The following is an 18549-nucleotide window of genomic DNA, read 5'->3' as shown; positions in this document are numbered from 1 at the left end:
ACGCCACCGCCGCGCCGCGCGACGGCGCCGGCCGAGCGCGCCCCGGGCCGGACACCGCCCCGGGCCGAGTGAACTTCCCTCAGGAGAAAGCACGTTGAACCGGATCCTGTACGTCTACGTCAAGGGCGGAGCCCCGCTCGAGTACGCCTTCCCGCGCATCGCCGCCTGCGGGGAACTGCACGTCCTCGCGCTGGCGCCGCTGCCCACCACCGCCGAGGAGGTGTGGCGGCCCAGCTGTACCGGCATCGAAACGGTGGCCGAGGCGCCGCGCGGCGACGAACTGGTCGAACTGATCGTGGAGCACGCGAAGGCCATCGGGGCCGACGCGGTGCTCACGCTCTCGGAGTTCGCGGTGCTGGCCGTCGCGCACGCCGCCAGACGGCTCGGCCTGGCCGGCGCGGGCGAGGGGATCGTCCGCGCTCGGGACAAGCGGCTGATGCGGGAGGCGTGGGCCGCCGCCGGGGTGCCGATCCCCGGGTTCCGCCGGGTCGACAGCCTCGCGGACCTGGACGCCGCGCTCGCCGAGTTCACGCCCCCGCTGCTGCTCAAGCCGGCCTGGGGCGCCGGCTCGGTCGCCCAGATCGTGCTGGAGTCGGCCGCGGACGCCGCCCCCGCGTGGGGCGAGATCGAGCGCGGACTCCAGGCCGGCAGCCGGGTCGGCATGAACGAGCTCTACGCCCCGGACACCGACCGGGACCGGCTGGTCGAGGAGATCGCCCAGGGCTCCACCGACGGCTGGTACGAGAAGCCCGGCTACGGCGACTACGTGAGCGTGGAGGGGATCGTCGCGGACGGCGTCTACCGTCCGCTGGCCATCACCGCCAAACTGCCGACCGTCCCCTCCTTCGTCGAGGTGGCCAGCACCTCGCCCTCCGTCATGGCGGTACCGCTGCAGCGCCGGATCGAGGAGGTGTCGCGGCAGGCCGTCGACGCGCTCGGGCTGGAGAACTGCGGCACCCACACCGAGCTCAAGCTGATGAAGGACGGCGAGCTGGTGGTCATCGAGACCGCGGCCCGCTTCGGTGGACTGCTGACGACCCGGCAGGTCCACGAGGTGTTCGGGTTCGACCCGATCGGCATGCTGGTCCGGCAGCTGCTGGGCGAGCGGGTCGACTACCCCGAGGCCATGCCCACCGACGGGATCCGGGCCGCCGCCTCGGTGGCCGTCGTCCCGGCCGACGCGTCCGGAGTGCCCTGGCGCACCCGGCCGGTCTGGAACCCGCAGGCCGTGGACTGGCAGAGCCTGCTGTCCCCGGGCAGCACCATCGAAGCCGTCCCCGCCTTCGCCATGCCGGCCGGACAGCCGGTACCCGCCTTCGACCCCTTCGCGGGGTCGCGCAACTGGCTCGGGGTCTACCTGCTCAGCGCCGTCGACGCCGACACCCTGCAGCGCGACTGCAACGCGGTGCTGAACGGCATGGAAGCCGCCCTGCACCGCGCCGCCGGCTGATCCCGATCGTCACTTACCGAGGTTCTTCGATGCGTGTACTGTTCGCCGGCGCACCCGGCGTCGGCCATCTCTTCCCGCTGGTCCCGCTGGCCCGGGCGATGCGCGAACTCGGCCACGAGGTCGCGGTGGCCTCGATGGACGGCGGCGAGCCGGTCGCCGCGTCCGGGCTGCCGTACCTGCCACTCGCCCCGGGCGTGGACTGGCGCCGGGAGATCCGGGAGGCCGGCCGCACCCGGCGGCCCGACCTGATGCGGCGGGTCGTCGAGACCAACGCGGCCGACCGCGAGGCCTTCGTCCCGCTGGCCGCCCACGTCAACAGCACGGTGGCCGACGCCGCCGTCGAACTCGCTGCGCAGTGGCGGCCGGACCTGGTGGTCTATGAGTACCTGTTCCCGGTGGCCCTCCTCGCGGCGACCACCCTGGGCGTGCCCGCCGTCCAACACGACCTGGGCTTCGTCCGCACCCCCAGGCTGCGCGAACTGATGCTCGCGGAGATGACGGACACCTTCACCCGGCACGGAGCCGACCCGCTGCCCCAGCCGGCCGCCACCCTCGACCTCGCCCCGCCGAGCACGGCCGGGGGCGAACGGTACGGCTGCACGCTGCGGCCCGTCGCCTACAACGGCGAAGGCGCCCTCCCCGAAACCCTGGCCGCACCCGCCCACCGCCCGCGCGTCGCCGTCACGCTCGGCACCGTACCGCCCAAGACCGACGGCCTGACCAGGATCGAGCGGGTGATCGCGGCTGCCGCCGACGTCGACGCCGACTTCGTCCTGGCCACCGGCGAACTCGACCTCGCCGCCCTCGGCACCCTGCCCGACAACGTCCACCCGTACGGCTGGGTGCCCTGGCGGGCCCTGCTCGACACCTGCGCCGCCGCGATCCACCACGGCGGCAGCGGCACCGCACTCGCCGCCCTCGACGCGGGCATCCCGCAACTCGCCCTGCCCGACGGCTCCGACCGCTACATCAACGCCCACGCGGTCCGCGACCGCGGCGCCGGCCTCAGCGCGGGCGCCGAGGAGATCGGCCCGGCCCTGCTGAACCGCCTCCTCACCGACACCGCCCTGGCCGGGACAGCCCGCGAGGTCAGCGCCGAAATCGCGGCGATGCCGAGCCCGGCCGCGGTGGCGCAACGGCTCGCGGGCACCGCGGGCATCGCGGGCTGAGAGCACCCGGCGGGGTCCTCCCTGCGATGACCCCGCCACCCGCTACGTCCCGCTCAGCCCGCTGCCGGCACGGGAACTCCGCTGCCTGGAAAGTCGGGTGACGTCCCCTCGGGGCGTCACCCGAGCACGCGCACTCGAGAACGGACGGGGGCCCTCAGGACTGGTCCCAGGCCTCGATCGTCAACAGCCGGTCGGCCGGGCACGCGGCGATCCGCTCCGGATGCGTCTCCACGGTGAGGACCCGGGAGAACGGCCCGGTACCGGCGCCGGGCACCGTGCCGGCGGTGAGCAGCGGCAGGACGTGTTCGGCGCGGGCGCTGTAGCGGTTCGGGTAGCCGCCGCGCAGCAGCTGCTCGGCCTTGCCCGCGGCCACCAGCTCCTGGACCCAGTCGAGCCCTGCCACCCCGATCTCCCACTTCGCGAGGAGGGCCGCACTGCGCTCCTCACGGGCGGCGTGGTCGTATTCCTGAGGCCCCAGTTCCGTGATGCCGATCCACCAGCCGAGCATGGTCCGTTTCCTCCCCGTCGACGGCACTGCTGCGGAAGCCTACCGGCGCAGCCGCTGGGCTCGTCAGGCGACCAGGTCGGGCAGCCGGGCCTCCCACGGGTGGTGCGGCGCTCCTTCCGGCAGGTCGCGGCCGAGGGTGAGGAGTGCCTCCGGCGGAATTCCGTAGGTCAGGACCCGGTCGGCGTCCCTGGTGTGCTGGACGGCGGCGTCCAGGACGCCGGGGAAGCGCGTCTGGGTGCAGGTGCGCCGTTGGACGGCGGTGACCCAGGCCAGGGCCATGCCGATGCCCGCGTAGGCGCGGGCGCGTCCGTCGGGCCAGGTCGGGTCGAGGGCGTGGCCGTGCTCGTCGGCGCACCAGGCGTGGCGGGAGACGGTGCCGTCGTCCTCGATCACGTAGCCCTCGACGTACGCCAGGGCGGGTGATCTACCGGCGATGCGCGACGCGTTGGGGAAGCATGCGCCGCCGTTGCCTCGGCGGGGCATGCCGGTCGGCCAGGGGGACGGGGTCTGGAGGCGCCCCTGGGCGAGGACCACGGCCTCGGCGGTCAGCGCGCCGCGCGAGGCCCTCGCCCGCAGCGCGCCGACAAGGACCTGCTCGTGGCGGGAGGTTCCGGCGTTCACGGTGGAGGACACGCTGGTCAGTCTTCTCAACACCCATGGGCGGCGCGAGAAGTACTACGCCATCCGATGCCCGGGCCGCCCTACACCTCGCCGAGGAACCCGGGGTCGCCCGGCCCCAGCCGACGCGCGAAGTCGGCCGCCACCCCGAGGACTTCGCGCATCGGAACCGCTCGCCGGGACGTGGCGGACGGGTCCGTCTGCGCCTCCTCCGACCACAGGAACGGGAACACCGCGATCCCCTGGGACAGGGCGAGTTCCTCGGCCTCCGCGCGCCAGCCGGGCCGGCGCAGGGCGTCGTAGAAGGCCTCCGGGTGGCCCGAGAGGAGCCAGGAGACCCACGCGGAGTGGCCCATGTCCAGGGCCTCCCACTCCAGCGTGTCCGGGGCGAAGTAGGTCATCTGCCCCGGCAGCCCCGGGCGGCCCGCGGCGGCCGAATCGTGGCCGTTGAGCGCGAAGACGCCGCCCACGACGTCATGACCGACGACCAGGCCGGCGGCCGGCTGCCAGGCCGGGTCGAACGCGGCGGGGAAGCGGTTGACCCGTCCCAGGCTCGGCAGGCCGCCGTCCGCGGCCGGGCCGCCGCCGAAGACACGCACCCAGCCGTGGTCCAGGAGCAGCCCGCCGGTGTTCAGTACCAGGGCGCCGAGCGTGGAGCGTGCCGTGACCTGCAACTGCAGCAGACAGCGGCGCCCCTCCTCGCGGTCGGCGGGCAGCACCCGGGCGGACACCGGGCCCGCCGCGAGCACCTCCGCCAGCTCCGGCCACGCCGGATCGTCCACTTCGGTCAGTTCGTCGATCGCGCGCATCCGAGGATGATCGCACCGCCGCCGGTCGCCCCGCCGGGCAGGGTCACGGATGGCGGGTTCGCCCCGGCGGCCGACGGTGACCTCTGGCGGGGTGGCGTGCGGGCGGGGTGCCAACTGCCCTCCCTTCAGGGGCTTCCGGCTTCCGCTGACGACGACCTGTCAGCGCCCTGCCGGTGGCGTGCCGGTGCTGTGAACAGTCTGTCCGTGTCCTGTGGGTGGCCCGCCACAGGCCAGTGGCGGCCCGGTCGGCGGCCCCGACGTGGAGATCCTGCGGGACGAACTCGCGGAGCTGATCGCGGGAGCGGCCGGACCGGGCGTCGAGTACCGGTTCGACGACTCGATCGACACCCTCGTGCAGTACGGGGACGGCGTCCAGGTCCGGTTCCGCAGCGGCACCGAGCAGTCCTTCGACCTGGTCGTGGGCGCCGACGGCCTGTACTCGAACACCCGCCGTCTCGTCTTCGGCCCCGAAGCCGACTACCTGCACCCCATCGGCACGTACGTCGCCGGCTGGAGCGTTCCCAACCACCTCGGCCTCGACCGCTGGGAGGTCATCCAGCAGTCCGACACCGGCTGGGACTGCCTGGTGATGACCGTCCGAGACAACACCGAGCTGCGGGTCTTCGCCGGCTTCGCCTCCGACCAACCGCTCGACCGCATGCTGCCGCGCGACCGCGCCGCGCAGTGCCGGGTGGTCGCCGAGCGCTGCGCCCACCTGGGCTGGGAGATGCCGCGATTCCTCCGGGGGATGTGGGAGACGGAGGCCTTCCACTACGACGTCGTCGCCCAGATCCGGATGGACCGCTGGTCCAACGACCGTGTCGCCCTGCTCGGCGACGCAGGCTACTGTTGCTCCCCGTTCACCGGCCAGGGCACCAGCGTGGCCCTGACCGCCGCCTACGTCCTGGCCGGGGAACTGCACACGGCGGACGGCGACCACAGGACCGCCTACCCCGCCTACGAGCGGCGGCTGCGCGACCACGTGGCGGCCAACCAGGCCATCCTCGAACTGACCGCCACCCTCTACGGAGGCGACGGCGCGTCCGCCGTGGGCGGGCCGGGTTTCGACCGGCCCGGGCCGGAGATGGACGCGGCCTTCCGTGCCGCCACGGTCTTCGACCTGCCCGACTACTGAGGGACCATGAGGGGAGGAGGGCCACTGCGTGCGGAGAGGCCACGGGACGGCCAACCGAACGGGGACGGCCAACCGAACGGGGACGGCCAACCGAACGGGGACGGGCCACCGAAAGGGGACGGGCAACCGCTCAGCCTTCGAACGGGTCCTCCAGCACCGGGACGCACGGCGACAGCAGCGGCTCGGTGTGCTCGGTGACCCGGCCGCGGACCATCCTGAGGACACGGACGTCGTTCTCGTGAGCGCGGTCCTCGTCGTCGCGCACGTGCAGCAGGCCGTACGACCCGGGCGCGCGCTCGCCGACCTCGCGGAAGAGGTCGAGGATGTCCGGGTTCCGGTGGTTCGGTTGGCCGCCGAGGTGGAGGAAGAGCGCGCCGTTCATCCACCGCAGGTCGAGGAGGTACGGGTCGGCGAGTTCGTCGATCCGGCGCTGGATGCCGTCGGCGATCTCCCGCAGGCGGGCGTCGACGAGAGTGATGTCGTCGTCCTCGGCTTCGGCGGTTTCCAGAACGTTGATCCACCCGTGGTACTCGAACATGGTGCGGCAGTCTATTCGCCGCCGACCCTCGGCAGGCCGCCGCGGTCGAGCAGCGCATGGAGGCGTTCGGCGGACAGGGCCGGGTTGGCGGACGCGCCCTCGACGAGGTCCGGGTCGGCCGAATCCGACGCCCCCGGAAGAGAATCGTCCAGGATCGATGCGTCCAGGAACGACGCGTTCAGGGTCGACTCGACCAGGTCGAGGGGCAGGAGCGGGTTCGCCGCCGCGGCCCGTCGGACGCGTGGATCCGGGTCGGCCAGGTGCCGGACGGGCGGCTGCGCGAGGCCGGCGTCGGCGGCGGCCAGGGCGCGGACCTCGGCGTCCTCGTGTTCGAGGAGGTGCGTGAGCCCGGTGCGGGGGAGCCGGGACAGGGTGAGCAGGTAGGGGCGCTGCCGGGGTGTGGCGATGAAGGCATCGAGGACGGTCGCGGGCGGGGCCAGCGGGTGGTTGTAGGCCAGGAGGTGGCGCACGTCCGGGTCGGCGTCCTCGGCCAGACGGTGCACCAGCTCCTGCGGCAGCCGCGCGCAGGTCGCGGCGACCCGCCGGAGGACCGGTTCCGGGGAGACCGCGCACGCCTCGTACCAGCTCGTCTCCGGCTCCTGGAACATCTCGCGGACCGGGCCGACCTGCTCGGCCGGCCGGCCGACGACCCGGTCGATGGCGCGTCGCTCCGGCCAGGTGCGGGGGAGCGGGTGCAGCACGGCCCGGATCCGTACGGTGTCCTCCGGATCCTGCGCCAACTCGGCGAGCAGCGCCGGGTCCGTGTCGGCCCGGGCGGCGACACGCGCGCGCACCTCCGGATCGGGTTCGCGGGCGAGGCGGGGGAGGAACTCGACGGGCGTGTGGGGGTTCTGGGCCAGCGACTGCAGGTCACGGCCCGCCGCGAGGCACCGTTGCGCCATCGCGGGGGAGACGGCGTAGTTGAAGAGGATCATGTTCCGGCCATGGCAGTCGCGGTCCGGCAGGTCCGCTTCCATCGCCTCCGGGTCCAGATTCCGGCTGCTCAGGCGCGCGGCCTCGGCCACGGCGGGCACCGGGTCGGCCAGCAGCGCGTCGCGCTGCTCGGTGGTGAGCGACAGCCACAGGCCGGCGGCCTTCGCCCGCAGCTCGGGGTTCGGGTGACGAATCAGCCCGCGCCGGAAGGACTGCGGGATCTGCTCGGAGCACACCAGCTCGGTGGCGATCTCGGCGGCGGTCAGCAGCTGGTCCGGGCGGTCGTCGTCCCGCGCGGTCATCAGGGCTTCCAACACGTCGTCGGGCAGTGCCTCGAGGGCGCCGAACCGTGGACGCGGTCCGCCCGCCAGCCTTTGGCGGACCAGCGCGTCGGGATCGTCGACGAGCCGGCCGCGCTGCGCGGGTGCCACGTACCGGTTGCGGGCGAACGCGGCGCGCACCGCCCGCTGGGGGTGCACGAGCACCGCCTCGACGACCTCCGCCGGAAGGGCGCGTCCCTCGCACAGGACCGTCCACGCCGAGCGCGCCGACGGGTCCAGCAGGCGCAGCAGGACTCCGGACGGCGCACCCGGGTTGGCCGCGACGCCGCGCAGCCGGGCCTCGGCGAGAGGGGAGGCTGAAGGAGCCGGGTCCGTACGGAGGGAGGAGGGCATGGGGGGCATTCTGTCAGCGATCAGCACCGACTCACACTGGAGAGTTACCCGATGACGGACCCGATGACGGACCCCGATGGCGCACCCGAGCCGGAACCTGGACTCGGGAGAACTCCGACTGACCTCCCGCTGACGTCTCGCCGGCCTCAGGCCGACCTCCCCCTGCGGGCGGGGTGCCCGGTCTTCCGCATCGCCGGCAGCTGACACGCCGCGCGCCCTTCCCGGGGCGGGCTCGTTACCCATGAGAGGCCACCTCGACGACGAGCACCGGAGGTTCCCCATGACGGGCGAGCACGATCACGAGCACGAGTGCGAGTGCGGACACGACCACGAGCCGTTGCCCCCGTACCGCAGCTACAGCTGGGACGGGGAGAACGGCGCTGTCCACCTGGCCTTCTACCCGGGCGAGGAGGAGGCCGACGAGGAGCGCAAGGCCCGGTTCCGCGAAATGGGCGCCCGGATGCTGGCCGAACTGATGGCGGAGCAGGAGGCGGACCACACACCGCTGCGGCCCGCCCTGACGCTGATCCGCGGCGAGGACCCGTCCTGAACACAGCCCGCTGCCGCCCCCTCGACACCCTCGCCCGTAACCGGCCGCTTCGGGGGTGTGAGGGAGTCAGGCCGTCGGCACCAGGTAGCGGAGCTTGCCGCCGTCCGTGCCGGTGAGGCGGCCCCCGTTGGCCTCGATCACGTGCCGGGACGCGGGGTTCGCCTCGTCGCAGGTCAGCAGCGCCTCCGTGATGCCGAGTGCGGCGGCGACCGGCAGGGCGGCGGCGAGCATCGCGGTCGCGTGCCCCTTGCGCCGGGCGCCCGGCCGCACGTCGTAGCCGATGTGGCCGCCGACCCGCGCCAGGTTCGGGGTCAGCCGGTGCCGGATCGCGATCCTGCCCAGCAACTCGTCGCCGTCGGCCCACCACAGCGTCGTCATCGGCACACCCGCGTCCCGGCGTGCGCCGGCCTCGGTGCGTTCGGCGAGCACCCGGGCGACGTAGGTGCCGAAAGCGGCGGTGTCGGTCAACGCCGACGGGTCGACATCGGTGACGAACCACGGGAGGGGGTGGCCGCGATCCGCGCGGTACTCGGCCACCGCCGCCAAGAACGACGCCCGCAACCGGACGGTGGGATCGATCAGCTCGGGCTCTTCCCGAACCCCTGCCACGGCCATCAGCCTTCCTCCCCGGCCCCGTCGGCCGCCGACTTCCAGTCCTCGAACACCCGGAGGCGCAGCCGAGAGCCGCTGAAGTCCGCGAACCAGAGGAGCCACGTGTTCCGCGCGGTCAGGGCGGTGCGGGCCGTCCGGTACCAGTCCTCGCGGTCGAGGAGCGAGAGGTGGGCGGCGAGGGTCGTGTCGCGCTCTGACTCGGTGCAGCCGGAGTACTCGGCGGATTCGGCGGCCAGGTGCAGTGCCGGCGCGGCGACGAGGCAGTAGTGCTCGACGGTCGGCGGCAGGTCGCCGGCGTGGCGGGCGTGGGCTGCCAGGACGGTGGCGGCACGGGGGTAGCGCCGCAGGGTCATTCCCATGCCCGAGCTCCTTGAGAGGGTTCGGCCCCCGCCGGCCGCGTGGCCGCGGTCGGCGGGGACAGCCGTCAGCCCTTGCCGCCGGCCTTCAGGACCTGGGCCGCCGCCACGCCGGCCGCGCTGTTGCCGTGGCCGCCGCCTTCGACCTCGGCGGCGACGGCGAGGTCGCCGCGGTAGGCGATGAACCAGCTGTTGGTGGCCTGGCTGCCGGCTTCGACGGTGCCGGTCTTGGCGCCGATCTGGCCGGACAGGCCGGACATCGGGGCGCGGGCGGTGCCCTGGGTGGCGGTCTTGGCCATCATCGTGCGCAGGTCGCGGGCGACGTCGGCGGGCAGCTTCCCGGGCGCCGTGGCGCGCTTGGCGTCCTCCCGCAGGACGGGCTGGCGGAACGTTCCGCTCTGCACGGTGGCGGCGACCGAGGCCATCAGCAGCGAGTTGACCTGGATCTGGCCCTGGCCGATGTACTCGGCGGCGGCCTCGTCCTTGGTGCCGGGCAGCGGGATGGTGGCGTCCCGGCTCGGGATGCCGATGTGCCATTCCAGGCTGAGGCCGAACTGGTCGCGGGCGACCTTGGTGAGTGTGCCGGGCTGCAGCTTCTCCAGGCCCTTGTCGATGAAGCCGGTGTTGCAGGAGTGGATGAAGTCGTCGGTGAGTGTGTACGAGGGGAAGTCGCCGGGCTCGTCGTTGTGCCAGGCACGCGGGGAGTAGGTGGTGTCCTTGCACGGCGCCGGGGTGTCCGGGGATACCCCGGCCTCCAGTAGGGCGGCCGAGGTGATGACCTTCATCGTGGAGCCGGGCGGCTGGCCGCCCGCGACGGCGCGGTTGAACCCGCTCGGCGAGTAGGCCATCGCGAGGATGTGGCCGGTGCTCGGCTGGACGGCTACCAGCGAGGCCGGTTTGCCGCCCGCCGACTGCTGCTTGACGGCCTCCTCGGCGACCTGCTGGAGGTCGGCGTCCAGGGTGAGCTTGACCTGCGGCGCGCTCGGCGGGGTCAGCACGAACAGCTGCTCGGGATCCTTCCCGGAGCCGCCCGCGAGCACGACGGCCCGTCCGGTGACGGCGGTCGCGCCGCCGGCGGGCGCGAGCTGGGGCAGCACGGCGTTCAGCGACGGGAAGCCCTCGAGCGGCTTGCCGTTGCGGTCGGTCGGCTTGGACACCGGGTCGGGCAGCGGCTGCACGGCGATCGTCCGGCCCGGGCCGAGGTGGGGGTGGATCACGGTCGGCGCCCAGTGGACGACGGCCCGGCCGTCCTGGGCGCGGACGACGCTGAGCGCGCTGTCGTACTCCCAGGCGCCCGTCGCGCCCTCGAACTCGGCCTTCACCCGGAAGCCGAGCGACGGCCCGCTCGGGGCGCCGGACGACGCCGGGCCTGCGCCGGACGACGCCGGGCCTGCGCCGGACGGCGCCGCGCCCGTCCCGGTCAGTGCGAGTGAGCGGGCCGGCACGTTCTCGTGGAACACGGCCAGCGCGGCGCGGGCGGTGTCCGGCTGGTCGGTGAGGGCGGAGGCGGCCGTCATGTCCCCGCGGCCCCAGGCTGCCAGGAAGTCCTTCGCCACCGTCTCGGCCTGCGCGGCGGTCGGCGGCTCCTGCGGGGCCTTCGCCGCGCTGTCGGACCCCTGTTGGCCGCTTCCGCCCGAGGAGGCCCCGCCGGTCACGGCGTTCATCACGTTGTAGGCGCCGTACCCGCCGACCGCGAGCAGCGCGGCGAACACCCCACCTGCCGCCACCAGCACGGCCCGCCGAGCGCCCGAGCGGCGCGGGGCTTCGTCCTCGTCCGCGCTCTCGAACCCGACCTGGTTCTCGTCGAGTTCGTCGTACCCGTCGTACCCGCCATACCCGTGGTACGCGGCGTGCCCGCCATACCCGTCGTACGCGGCGTGCCCGTCGTGCCGGTCGTGCCCGTCGGGCTCCTGCTCCTCGCGCATGTCTACGTCCCCCCTGTGGACTTCGTGGTGCTTCGCGGTGCTTCGTGTCGCGCGGACCCGCCCCCTCCGGCTTCCGGTCCGCGGCCCGGCCGGCCGGTTCGTGCATCCGTTCGGGCGCGGACCAGCCTAAGCGGATCGGGGTGATCGGACGGCAGCGGGACGACCCGCCGGGCGCGGGTGCCTGGCGGGTCGTCCGGTACGGCGCTGGGGTGTCAGGCCCAGGGGTCGGTGAAGGAGCGGCCCGGGACGGGCTTGGCGATGAGGGCGATGGCGGTGAAGAAGTTGACCTGGCCGATGGCGACCATCAGGGTGGCGAGGGACTTCTCGTCGTAGTGCTCGGAGACCTCGGCGTACAGCGCGTCGGAGACGCGTTCGCCGTGCGGGTTGGGCTGGAGGGCGGCCTCGGCGAGGGCGAGCGCGGCGCGCTCGGGGGCGGTGAAGTACGTCGAGTCCTGCCAGGAGGCCACCGAGGTGATCCGCTCCTCGCTCTCGCCGGCCTTGCGGAGGAAGCCGGTGTGCAGGACGGTCAGGTAGGTGTTCCCGGCGATCTGGCCGGCACGCAGCTGGACCAGGCTGATGGTGGCGCGGGGCACCGAGCGGTTGCCGGTGGCCTTGAACAACGCGGCCGAGACCTCGGCGAGTTCGGGGATGAGCTGGACCGGGTCCTGGGTCATGCGGGGGCGCTGCGGGATCTCGGTGGTGATCGATCGGGTGGTCGACATCGTGTTCCTCTCGGGAGCGGCGGGATCATCGTGATCGGTGCCGGCAGGGTGATCAGCGTCAGCAGGGTGATCGGCGCGATCGGGGTGATCGGTGCGATCAGCGGTGCTGTCACTGTCCCGACGGATCTCGACGCGGCGTTGTGACACCGAGGCCCGCGCACATTCCCGGGGCGGTCAGCGCAGGACCGCGGGCGTCGGCCCGGCCGGTCGTACGGTGATGCTGTAGGCGGCGCCCGCCGGTTTGGCGCGGAACTCCAACTCGCCCATCGGCAGCAGGAGTTCCAGCAGGGCGGTGGTCTCCCGGAGGGCGAACTGGGTGCCCAGGCAGGCGCGGGCGCCGAGGCCGAAGGGGAGGTAGGCGCCGAGGTGGCCGGGGCGGTCCGAGCCCGGGGCGAAGCGGGTCGGGTCGAAGCGCTCGGGGTCGGGCCACAGGGCCGGGTCGCGGTGGGTGAGGTACGGGCAGACCAGCACGTCCGTTCCGGCGGCGATGTGGTGGCCGGCGATGACGTCGTCCTCGGCGGCGTGCCGGGGGAGCAGCCAGGCGGAGGGGTAGAGCCGCAGCGTCTCGCTCACCAGGGCCTGCGGGTCGGCTGTCCGGGCCTCGGGGTGGCGGTCGAGGAGCAGGAAGAGCCAGGTCAGGGTGGTGGCCGTGGTCTCGTGTCCGGCGACGAGCAGCGTGACGAGCTCGTCGCGGATCAACCGGTCGGTGTACTCGGGGAATTGCCCGCCTGCGTCCAGCAGGACCCGGAGCACGCCCGGCTCCTCCACCGGACCGGCCGACCGCGCCGCCTCGATCGCGGCGTGTGCCACGGCGTCGACCAGCGCCAGGTCCTCGGCGACCGCGTCCCGGGCGTCCGCCGCGTCGGTCGGCAGTTTCGGCATGGCGGCCACCACCCGCTCCACCGCGCGGAGTTCGCGGTCCGTGCGATCGTCCAGCGGCAGCCCGGTGAGCGCCCGCCAGACCGTGTCCAGGGCGAAGCGGCGCATCTCCTCGCCCACGTCGAAGGTCTCCCCGCTGCGCCGGTACCCCTCCCAGCGCTCGGCGGTCCGGCGCGCCGCCGCCGCGATCCGCTGCTCGTACCTGCGCATCCCGGTGCCGGTGAACTGCGATTGCAGCAAGCGCCGTTGGCGCTTCCAGGCGTCCCCGGTGGCGGACAGCACGCCGTCCCCGACGAGCATCCGGGCGCGGTGCGAGCGCTTGACGTACCGGTCCGGGTGGCGGCCCAGGACGTGCTGCACCGCCGCCGGGTCGGTGACCAGGACGGTGGGCGTCGGGCCGAGCCGGAACGCGGCGACGCCGCCGACGACGTGCTGCGCCCGGGCCAGCAACTCGACGAGTTCGGCCTCCTCGGCCCGCCACTGCTCGACGGCCTCGGGGGCCAGCTCCGGTACCGGGCGGGTGTCCGTGCTCACGGGTGGGTTCCTTCCGGGTTGCTGCGGGCCTGCCGTCCTGCCACTCCGCTGACGGCCTGCTGACGGTTCGTCCGTTCAGACTCTATGCCAGGCCGAGGGTCGACCGGGTTGCGCCGACCGGGTGGCGGGCCGGGCCGGGGCCCGCGTGGCGGACCGGCCCGCCGTATGCGAACGGGTACCGTGCGGCGGGGCCAACCGGCCCTGCTCGCTGCGCGGATGGGAGAACGCATGCCCGGGACCCGGCACATCGGAGGCGGCAGGAGCGGTCGAGCGGCCCGGTGGCTGGCGGCCGTCCTGTTCGTACCGGCCCTGGTGGCCTGCGGCGGTGGTGGCGGCGACTCCGGCTCGGCGACCCAAGCCGGACAGAACGGCGAGACCACCGCTCAGGGGCAGCCGGACGACCAGCGGACCAGGGACACCGGGAACCAGGGCGGGTTCCGGACGGCCGGCGAGCCGTCGGCTAACGTCCAGGGCACGGACAACACCGCCCGGATCACGCTGTCCTTCACGGCGAAGACCAGTTTCCAGGCGACGGTCAGCAAGGTGGCGGACTGCGGCAGTTCGCGGTACGCCACCCATCCCGACTCGCAGTCGGTCCCGGTGACCGACGGTGTGGGCAAGGACGTCACGTTCACCCTTCCGGCCTGGCAGCCGGGCACGAAGAAGCGCACGATCTGCCTCACGGTCACGGTCGACGGCGCCAGCGAGCGGATCCAGGCCATGGGCACCGTGGCGATCATCACCCCCGACAACGGCGGTACCCCGGACAACGGCGGTACCCCGGACAACGGCGGTACCCCGGACAACGGCGGTACCCCGGACAACGGCGGTGCCTCCACAGGCGCCGGGAGCAACCCCTGAGCCCTGCCGAGGAGGAGGCCCCGGCCGAGCCGAAGCAGCCGGAGGTCAAGCAGCCGGAGGTCAAGCCCTGGACCGACTGGATCGCCAAGCTCGCCACCTGGGTCGCCCCGACCACCCTCCTCACCGCGCTGCTCTTCTTCTTCGGCTACGCCTACACCAGTTCGCTCTACAGCTACTTCGGCATCGACGCCGGCACGATCGGCTTCGCCACCCAGGACCTGCTGCTGCGCAGTTCCCCCGCGCTCTACGTCCCGGCCGGGGTGGCGCTGTGCGGTGCGCTGCTCGGTGCGCTGGGCTACCACCTCGCGACCAGGGCGGTCGGCGGCGAGGGGGGCAGGGACGGGGCCGGCATCCGAGCCCTCCGGTGGGTCTGCCTGGCCGTCACCGCGCTGGTCGTCCCGCTGCTGCTGTTCGGCCTCCTGGCCGGTTTCGAAGTGATCGACGCCGGCCCCATGGGCACCCCGCTGCTGATCGGCGGCGCGCTGCTGCTCGGGGTGCTGGCCCGGCTGATGTACGTGCGCGGTACCGGCGCGGACTACCCGCTGACCGGGGAGCGCGCGGCGCTGGGCATCAGCGTGGCGATCATCGTGCTCTGCTCGTACTGGGCGGTCGACGGCTACGCCCAGCAGAAGGGGACGGCGGACGCCGAGCAGCTCGCCCAGCACCTCTACCGGCGTCCGGCGGTCGTCCTCGACACCTCGGAGCGCCTGCACCTGGGGTGGGCGGGGGTGCGGGAGACGGTGCTGCCCGACGTGGAGCAGGGGGCGCGGTTCCGGTACCGCTACGAGGGCCTGCGGCTGCTGGCCCACTCCGGCGGCCGGATGTTCCTGATCCCGCGCGACTGGACCTGGGAGACCGGCAACGGGCTGATCCTGCCCTTCGACTCCTCCGTCCGGGTCGCCTTCCACCCCGGCTGAGGGCCCGGCCCCGCCCTCCCCGCACACGGCTGCGCCGCGGTCCGTCCCCCTCGACGGACCGCGGCGCAGCGGCTTCACAGGGCGTCAGGTGACGACGGCCTCAGGGCGCCCCGGTCACACCGGCTGCCACAGGGCCGGGACGATCGGCGGCTCCCAGCCGACCTGGGCGGTGTGGCCCTGGAGGCAGACGTAGGTGACCCCGTTGTAGGTCACGGTGTCGCCCGCCTTGTAGGTGGTGCCGGGCGTCCAGGTGCCGCCGGGGTTGGGGTTCCCGTCGCCCACGACCAGGGAGAAGCTGGTGCTGTGGGTGGCGGTGCCGGTCCCGGTGAGGGTGATGCTGTAGGTGCCGGCCGGGGTGGCGGCGGTGGTCGCGAGGGTGACCGTCGCGGAGCCGCCGGACTGCACCGAGGACGGACTGAAGGAGACGGTGACGCCGGTCGGGGCGCCCGAGGCGGTCAGGTTGACGGTCTGGGCCGAGCCGGTGGTGGTGGCGGTGTCGACCGTCGCCGCGGCGCTGTCACCGGGCTTGACGGTGGCGGTGGCCGGGTTCACCGCGAGGGAGAAGTCGTTGGCGGGCGTGCTGCCGCCGACCGAGGTCTTCCAGATGGTGTAGGCCACGCCGTCGGCGCTGCGGTTGAGCACCGTCGCGTCGACGTTGCTCGTGGTGTCGCAGGACTGGTGGTAGCAGGAGTCGTACGAACGGCCGCCCGTTCCGCCCCACTTGGCGGCCTGTGCCGAGGTCTTGACGGCGTCGGCGCCGGCGGCGTAGCCGGAGGTGGGGACGCCGGCCTGCTGGAAGGAGTAGTCGTCCGAGCGGCCCTGGCCCTCGACGTTCTCCTCCGGCTGGAGGTTGAGCGAGTCCCAGTAGGCCTTCATCGGTGCGGAGGCCGAGGAGGAGATGTTGTTGATGAAGTAGCCGGCGTTGGGGGAGCCGACCATGTCGAAGTTGTAGTAGGCCTTGATCGCGGAGCGCTGGCTCGAGCCGAGCCGGCCGACGTAGTACTGGGAGCCCTGGAGGCCCTGCTCCTCGCCGGTCCACCAGGCGAACCGGACGTGCCGGGTCAGCGACGGGTTCTGCTGGGCGAGCACCAGGGCGTTCTCCAGCAGGGTGGCCGAGCCGGAGCCGTTGTCGTTGATGCCGGGGCCGGCGCCGACGCTGTCCAGGTGGGCGCCGAACATGGTGACCTGGTCGGCGGGGCCGCCGGGCCAGTCGGCGATCAGGTTGTCGGACCGGTAGGTGCAGGAGGTGCAGGTCTGCTCGCTGACGGTGTATCCGGCGGCCTGCAGTTTGGCCTTGAGGTACGCCACCGACTGGCTGTGCCCGGCGGTGCCCGCCCGACGGTTGCCGCCGTTCTGGTTGGCGATGCTGTTCAGCTGCGACAGGTGGGCCTGGACCTTGGCGACGTCGATGTCGGGTGCGGGCCCGCCGGGGGTGCCTCCGCCGCCGACGGTCAGGATGTACTGGGCGGTGTGGGTGGCCGGGCCGGCGGTGCCGGTGACGGTGATCACGTACGTCCCGGCCGGGGCGCCCGAGGAGGCCGACAGGGTCAGCGTGGCGGACGAACCGGTCTGCACGGACGAGGGGCTGACCGTCGCGGTGACCCCGGCGGGGGCGCCGGAGACGCTCAGGTTGACGGACTGCGCGGTGCCCGAGGTGAGGGCGGTGCCGACCGTCGCCGTGGTCGTGGAGCCGGGCTGGACCGAGCCGGACGCCGGGCCGAGCGACAGCGAGAAGTCGTTGGTGCCGGACGGCGTGCAGGTCGGGTCACCGCTCTGCGCGGGCACGCTGACCGCGTCCCAGGCGGCCTTGGCCCGGTTGAAGAAGGTGCAGGACGGGTCCAGGTTCTTCGCCGCCGTCAGGGTGGCGGTGCGGTAGCGCTTGTAGGTCATGCCGCTGGTCTTGAGCAGCATGCCGCCGTAGAAGACCCGGCCGGCGTCCTTGATCCCGACGCCGGTGACCGTCGAGTTGTTGCAGGTCGGGCTGGCGGGCTTGCCGCCGCCCGGGTTGGAGCCCTCGGCCAGCAGGTAGAACCAGTGGTTCAGCGGACCGGCCGCCGCGTGCTCCTCGGTGTTCGGGATGGAGGAGGAGTAGCAGTTCGGGTCGTTGTTGACCTGCGAGGGGTCGGACATGTTGCGGATCGGCCCGCTGCCGACCAGGTTGATCATCTCGCCGACGGTGTAGTCCGGGCTGTCGTACGGCGCGGGCTCGTTGGCGTAGGCCTCGGTGAGGGCGCCCATGATGTCGCCGGTGGCCTCGCCCAGGCCGGACTCGTTGTTGGCGCCACCCGGGGTGTACTGGTCGATGCCGTGGCCGAACTCGTGGCCGACCACGTCGATGGAGGCGATCCACTCGTTGGCCTGGCTGTGGCCGACGGATATCGAGCTGCCGTCCCAGTAGGCGTTGACGTCGTTGAGGCCGACCTTCACCGGCCAGCTGCCGCCGTTGCCGTTGTGCCCGTTGCGACCCAGCCAGTCGCGGAGCATGTCCCATTCCTTCTGGGCCGCGAACATCGCGTCGCCGCAGCCGGTCTCCTTGGTGGACGGGCTGCCGTTGCCCCAGGAGTCGCTGGACTTGGAGAACACCTGGCCGGTGCTGTAGTCGGAGCAGGTCAGGCCGGGCCGGTTCGGGTCGCGCAGCGAGTACGAGCCGCCCGAGCCGGTGGTGCTGATGGTGACCGGGGCCGGGCCGTTCCACTTGCTGGTGACGGTGCCGGCGTGGACCTCGTCGTAGTGGTCGATGACCTCGCCGGTCGCGGCGTCCACGAAGACGTGCAGCCGGCTCGGGGCGTTCCCCCGGTGGCCGCTCAGCACGGTCTCCCAGGCGAGCCGGCCGCCGCTGCCGTCCTTGACCCGGACGACCAGCCGGTTCGACGCCATGGCGTCCACGGCGGGCAGCTGGGTGCGGGCGGTCCTCTCCGCCTGGTCCGCGCCGATCCGCGGGGTGACGGAGCCGCCGACCGGGCCGGTGGCGGCGGACTGCAGGCCGCGGACCTTGCCCTGCCCGTCGGCGAGCACCACCGCGTCGCCGCCGACCACCGGCAGGCCGCGGTAGCTGCGCTCGTACGCGACGGAGTAGAGGCCGCCGACCCAGGGGGTGACGGCCTTGCGTTCGTAGGTCTCGCCGGGGCCCTTGGCCAGGGCGTCCAGGCCGGCCGCGGCAGCGGCGTCGGCGGCGTTGACGGCGGCGGCCAGGGCGCGCGGCGGTGCCGGGGAGGGGCTGGGTGCGGCGGTGGCCGGCCCCGCGGTGGCGGCGATCAGGCCGGCCAGTACGGTCAGGGCGGTCGCCGTGGTGAGCAACCGGCCGGTGGAAACTCTGCGTTGCATCGAGGCTCCTCGCATGTGGGGGTCCTCGACCGCGG

17 protein-coding genes are annotated in these 18549 nt (G+C 73.4%); 6 read left to right on the top strand and 11 right to left on the bottom strand.

Features of this window, described 5'->3' with window-relative positions; translation table 11 throughout:
- Positions 1–94: 94 nt before the first annotated feature.
- Complete coding sequence (locus ACIBEC_RS29345; protein ID WP_360498885.1) at positions 95–1450, top strand: ATP-grasp domain-containing protein; 1356 nt, start codon at positions 95–97, stop codon at positions 1448–1450.
- A gap of 29 nt (positions 1451–1479) precedes the next feature.
- Complete coding sequence (locus ACIBEC_RS29340; RefSeq protein ID WP_360498886.1) at positions 1480–2619, top strand: nucleotide disphospho-sugar-binding domain-containing protein; 1140 nt, start codon at positions 1480–1482, stop codon at positions 2617–2619.
- Positions 2620–2773: 154 nt separating this feature from the next.
- On the opposite strand, the gene ACIBEC_RS29335 is transcribed toward ACIBEC_RS29340, so the two are convergent.
- The 3 genes from ACIBEC_RS29335 to ACIBEC_RS29325 form a co-directional block, all read right to left on the bottom strand.
- A complete protein-coding gene (locus ACIBEC_RS29335; RefSeq protein ID WP_360498888.1) occupies positions 2774–3127 on the bottom strand; it encodes a hypothetical protein in 354 nt (117 codons plus the stop codon).
- Positions 3128–3190: 63 nt separating this feature from the next.
- Entirely contained in the window at positions 3191–3760 is a 570-nt protein-coding gene (locus tag ACIBEC_RS29330) for a hypothetical protein (protein ID WP_360498890.1), read from the bottom strand.
- 68 nt (positions 3761–3828) lie between these two features.
- Positions 3829–4554, bottom strand: a complete 726-nt coding sequence (locus ACIBEC_RS29325; protein WP_360498892.1) for a DUF2625 family protein — start codon at positions 4552–4554, stop codon at positions 3829–3831.
- A gap of 211 nt (positions 4555–4765) precedes the next feature.
- On the opposite strand from ACIBEC_RS29325, the gene ACIBEC_RS29320 reads away from it, so the two are divergent.
- Positions 4766–5689, top strand: coding sequence for an FAD-dependent monooxygenase (locus tag ACIBEC_RS29320; RefSeq protein WP_360498894.1), 924 nt, complete (start codon positions 4766–4768; stop codon positions 5687–5689).
- A gap of 130 nt (positions 5690–5819) precedes the next feature.
- Here the strand turns inward: ACIBEC_RS29320 and ACIBEC_RS29315 are convergent, their stop codons facing one another.
- Entirely contained in the window at positions 5820–6227 is a 408-nt protein-coding gene (locus ACIBEC_RS29315) for an Imm7 family immunity protein (RefSeq protein WP_360498896.1), read from the bottom strand.
- Between the two features lie 11 nt (positions 6228–6238).
- Entirely contained in the window at positions 6239–7834 is a 1596-nt protein-coding gene (locus tag ACIBEC_RS29310) for a hypothetical protein (protein ID WP_360498897.1), read from the bottom strand.
- Positions 7835–8114: 280 nt separating this feature from the next.
- On the opposite strand from ACIBEC_RS29310, the gene ACIBEC_RS29305 reads away from it, so the two are divergent.
- A complete protein-coding gene (locus ACIBEC_RS29305) occupies positions 8115–8384 on the top strand; it encodes a hypothetical protein (RefSeq protein ID WP_360498899.1) in 270 nt (89 codons plus the stop codon).
- 66 nt (positions 8385–8450) lie between these two features.
- Here ACIBEC_RS29305 and ACIBEC_RS29300 read toward each other — a convergent pair whose 3' ends face one another.
- The 5 genes from ACIBEC_RS29300 to ACIBEC_RS29280 form a co-directional block, all read right to left on the bottom strand.
- On the bottom strand, positions 8451–8999 hold the full coding sequence (locus ACIBEC_RS29300; protein WP_360498901.1) for a GNAT family N-acetyltransferase: 549 nt from the start codon (positions 8997–8999) through the stop codon (positions 8451–8453).
- Positions 8999–9355 (bottom strand): hypothetical protein, encoded by a 357-nt coding sequence (locus ACIBEC_RS29295; RefSeq protein ID WP_360498903.1) that lies wholly within the window; start codon positions 9353–9355, stop codon positions 8999–9001. The genes ACIBEC_RS29300 and ACIBEC_RS29295 overlap by 1 nt, the downstream gene beginning before the upstream one ends.
- A gap of 65 nt (positions 9356–9420) precedes the next feature.
- Positions 9421–11277, bottom strand: a complete 1857-nt coding sequence (locus ACIBEC_RS29290) for a penicillin-binding transpeptidase domain-containing protein (protein ID WP_360498905.1) — start codon at positions 11275–11277, stop codon at positions 9421–9423.
- A gap of 212 nt (positions 11278–11489) precedes the next feature.
- Positions 11490–11999: a carboxymuconolactone decarboxylase family protein gene (locus tag ACIBEC_RS29285; protein ID WP_360498907.1), complete on the bottom strand. Its 510-nt coding sequence runs from the start codon at positions 11997–11999 to the stop codon at positions 11490–11492.
- 174 nt (positions 12000–12173) lie between these two features.
- Positions 12174–13412 carry a cytochrome P450 gene (locus ACIBEC_RS29280; protein WP_360498909.1) on the bottom strand — a complete coding sequence of 413 codons (1239 nt, stop codon included), beginning with the start codon at positions 13410–13412 and terminating at the stop codon, positions 12174–12176.
- A 228-nt stretch (positions 13413–13640) separates the two neighbouring features.
- On the opposite strand from ACIBEC_RS29280, the gene ACIBEC_RS29275 reads away from it, so the two are divergent.
- Positions 13641–14273, top strand: a complete 633-nt coding sequence (locus ACIBEC_RS29275; RefSeq protein WP_360498911.1) for a hypothetical protein — start codon at positions 13641–13643, stop codon at positions 14271–14273.
- 260 nt (positions 14274–14533) lie between these two features.
- A complete protein-coding gene (locus tag ACIBEC_RS29270) occupies positions 14534–15190 on the top strand; it encodes a hypothetical protein (RefSeq protein ID WP_360498913.1) in 657 nt (218 codons plus the stop codon).
- Between the two features lie 114 nt (positions 15191–15304).
- Here ACIBEC_RS29270 and ACIBEC_RS29265 read toward each other — a convergent pair whose 3' ends face one another.
- Positions 15305–18514 carry a M28 family peptidase gene (locus ACIBEC_RS29265; protein WP_360498915.1) on the bottom strand — a complete coding sequence of 1070 codons (3210 nt, stop codon included), beginning with the start codon at positions 18512–18514 and terminating at the stop codon, positions 15305–15307.
- Between the last annotated feature and the right edge of the window lie 35 nt (positions 18515–18549).

Origin of the sequence: Kitasatospora sp. NPDC051164 (assembly GCF_044455625.1) — a bacterium.
Lineage (GTDB): Bacteria > Actinomycetota > Actinomycetes > Streptomycetales > Streptomycetaceae > Kitasatospora.
This window is presented reverse-complemented; position numbering and strand designations above follow the sequence as displayed.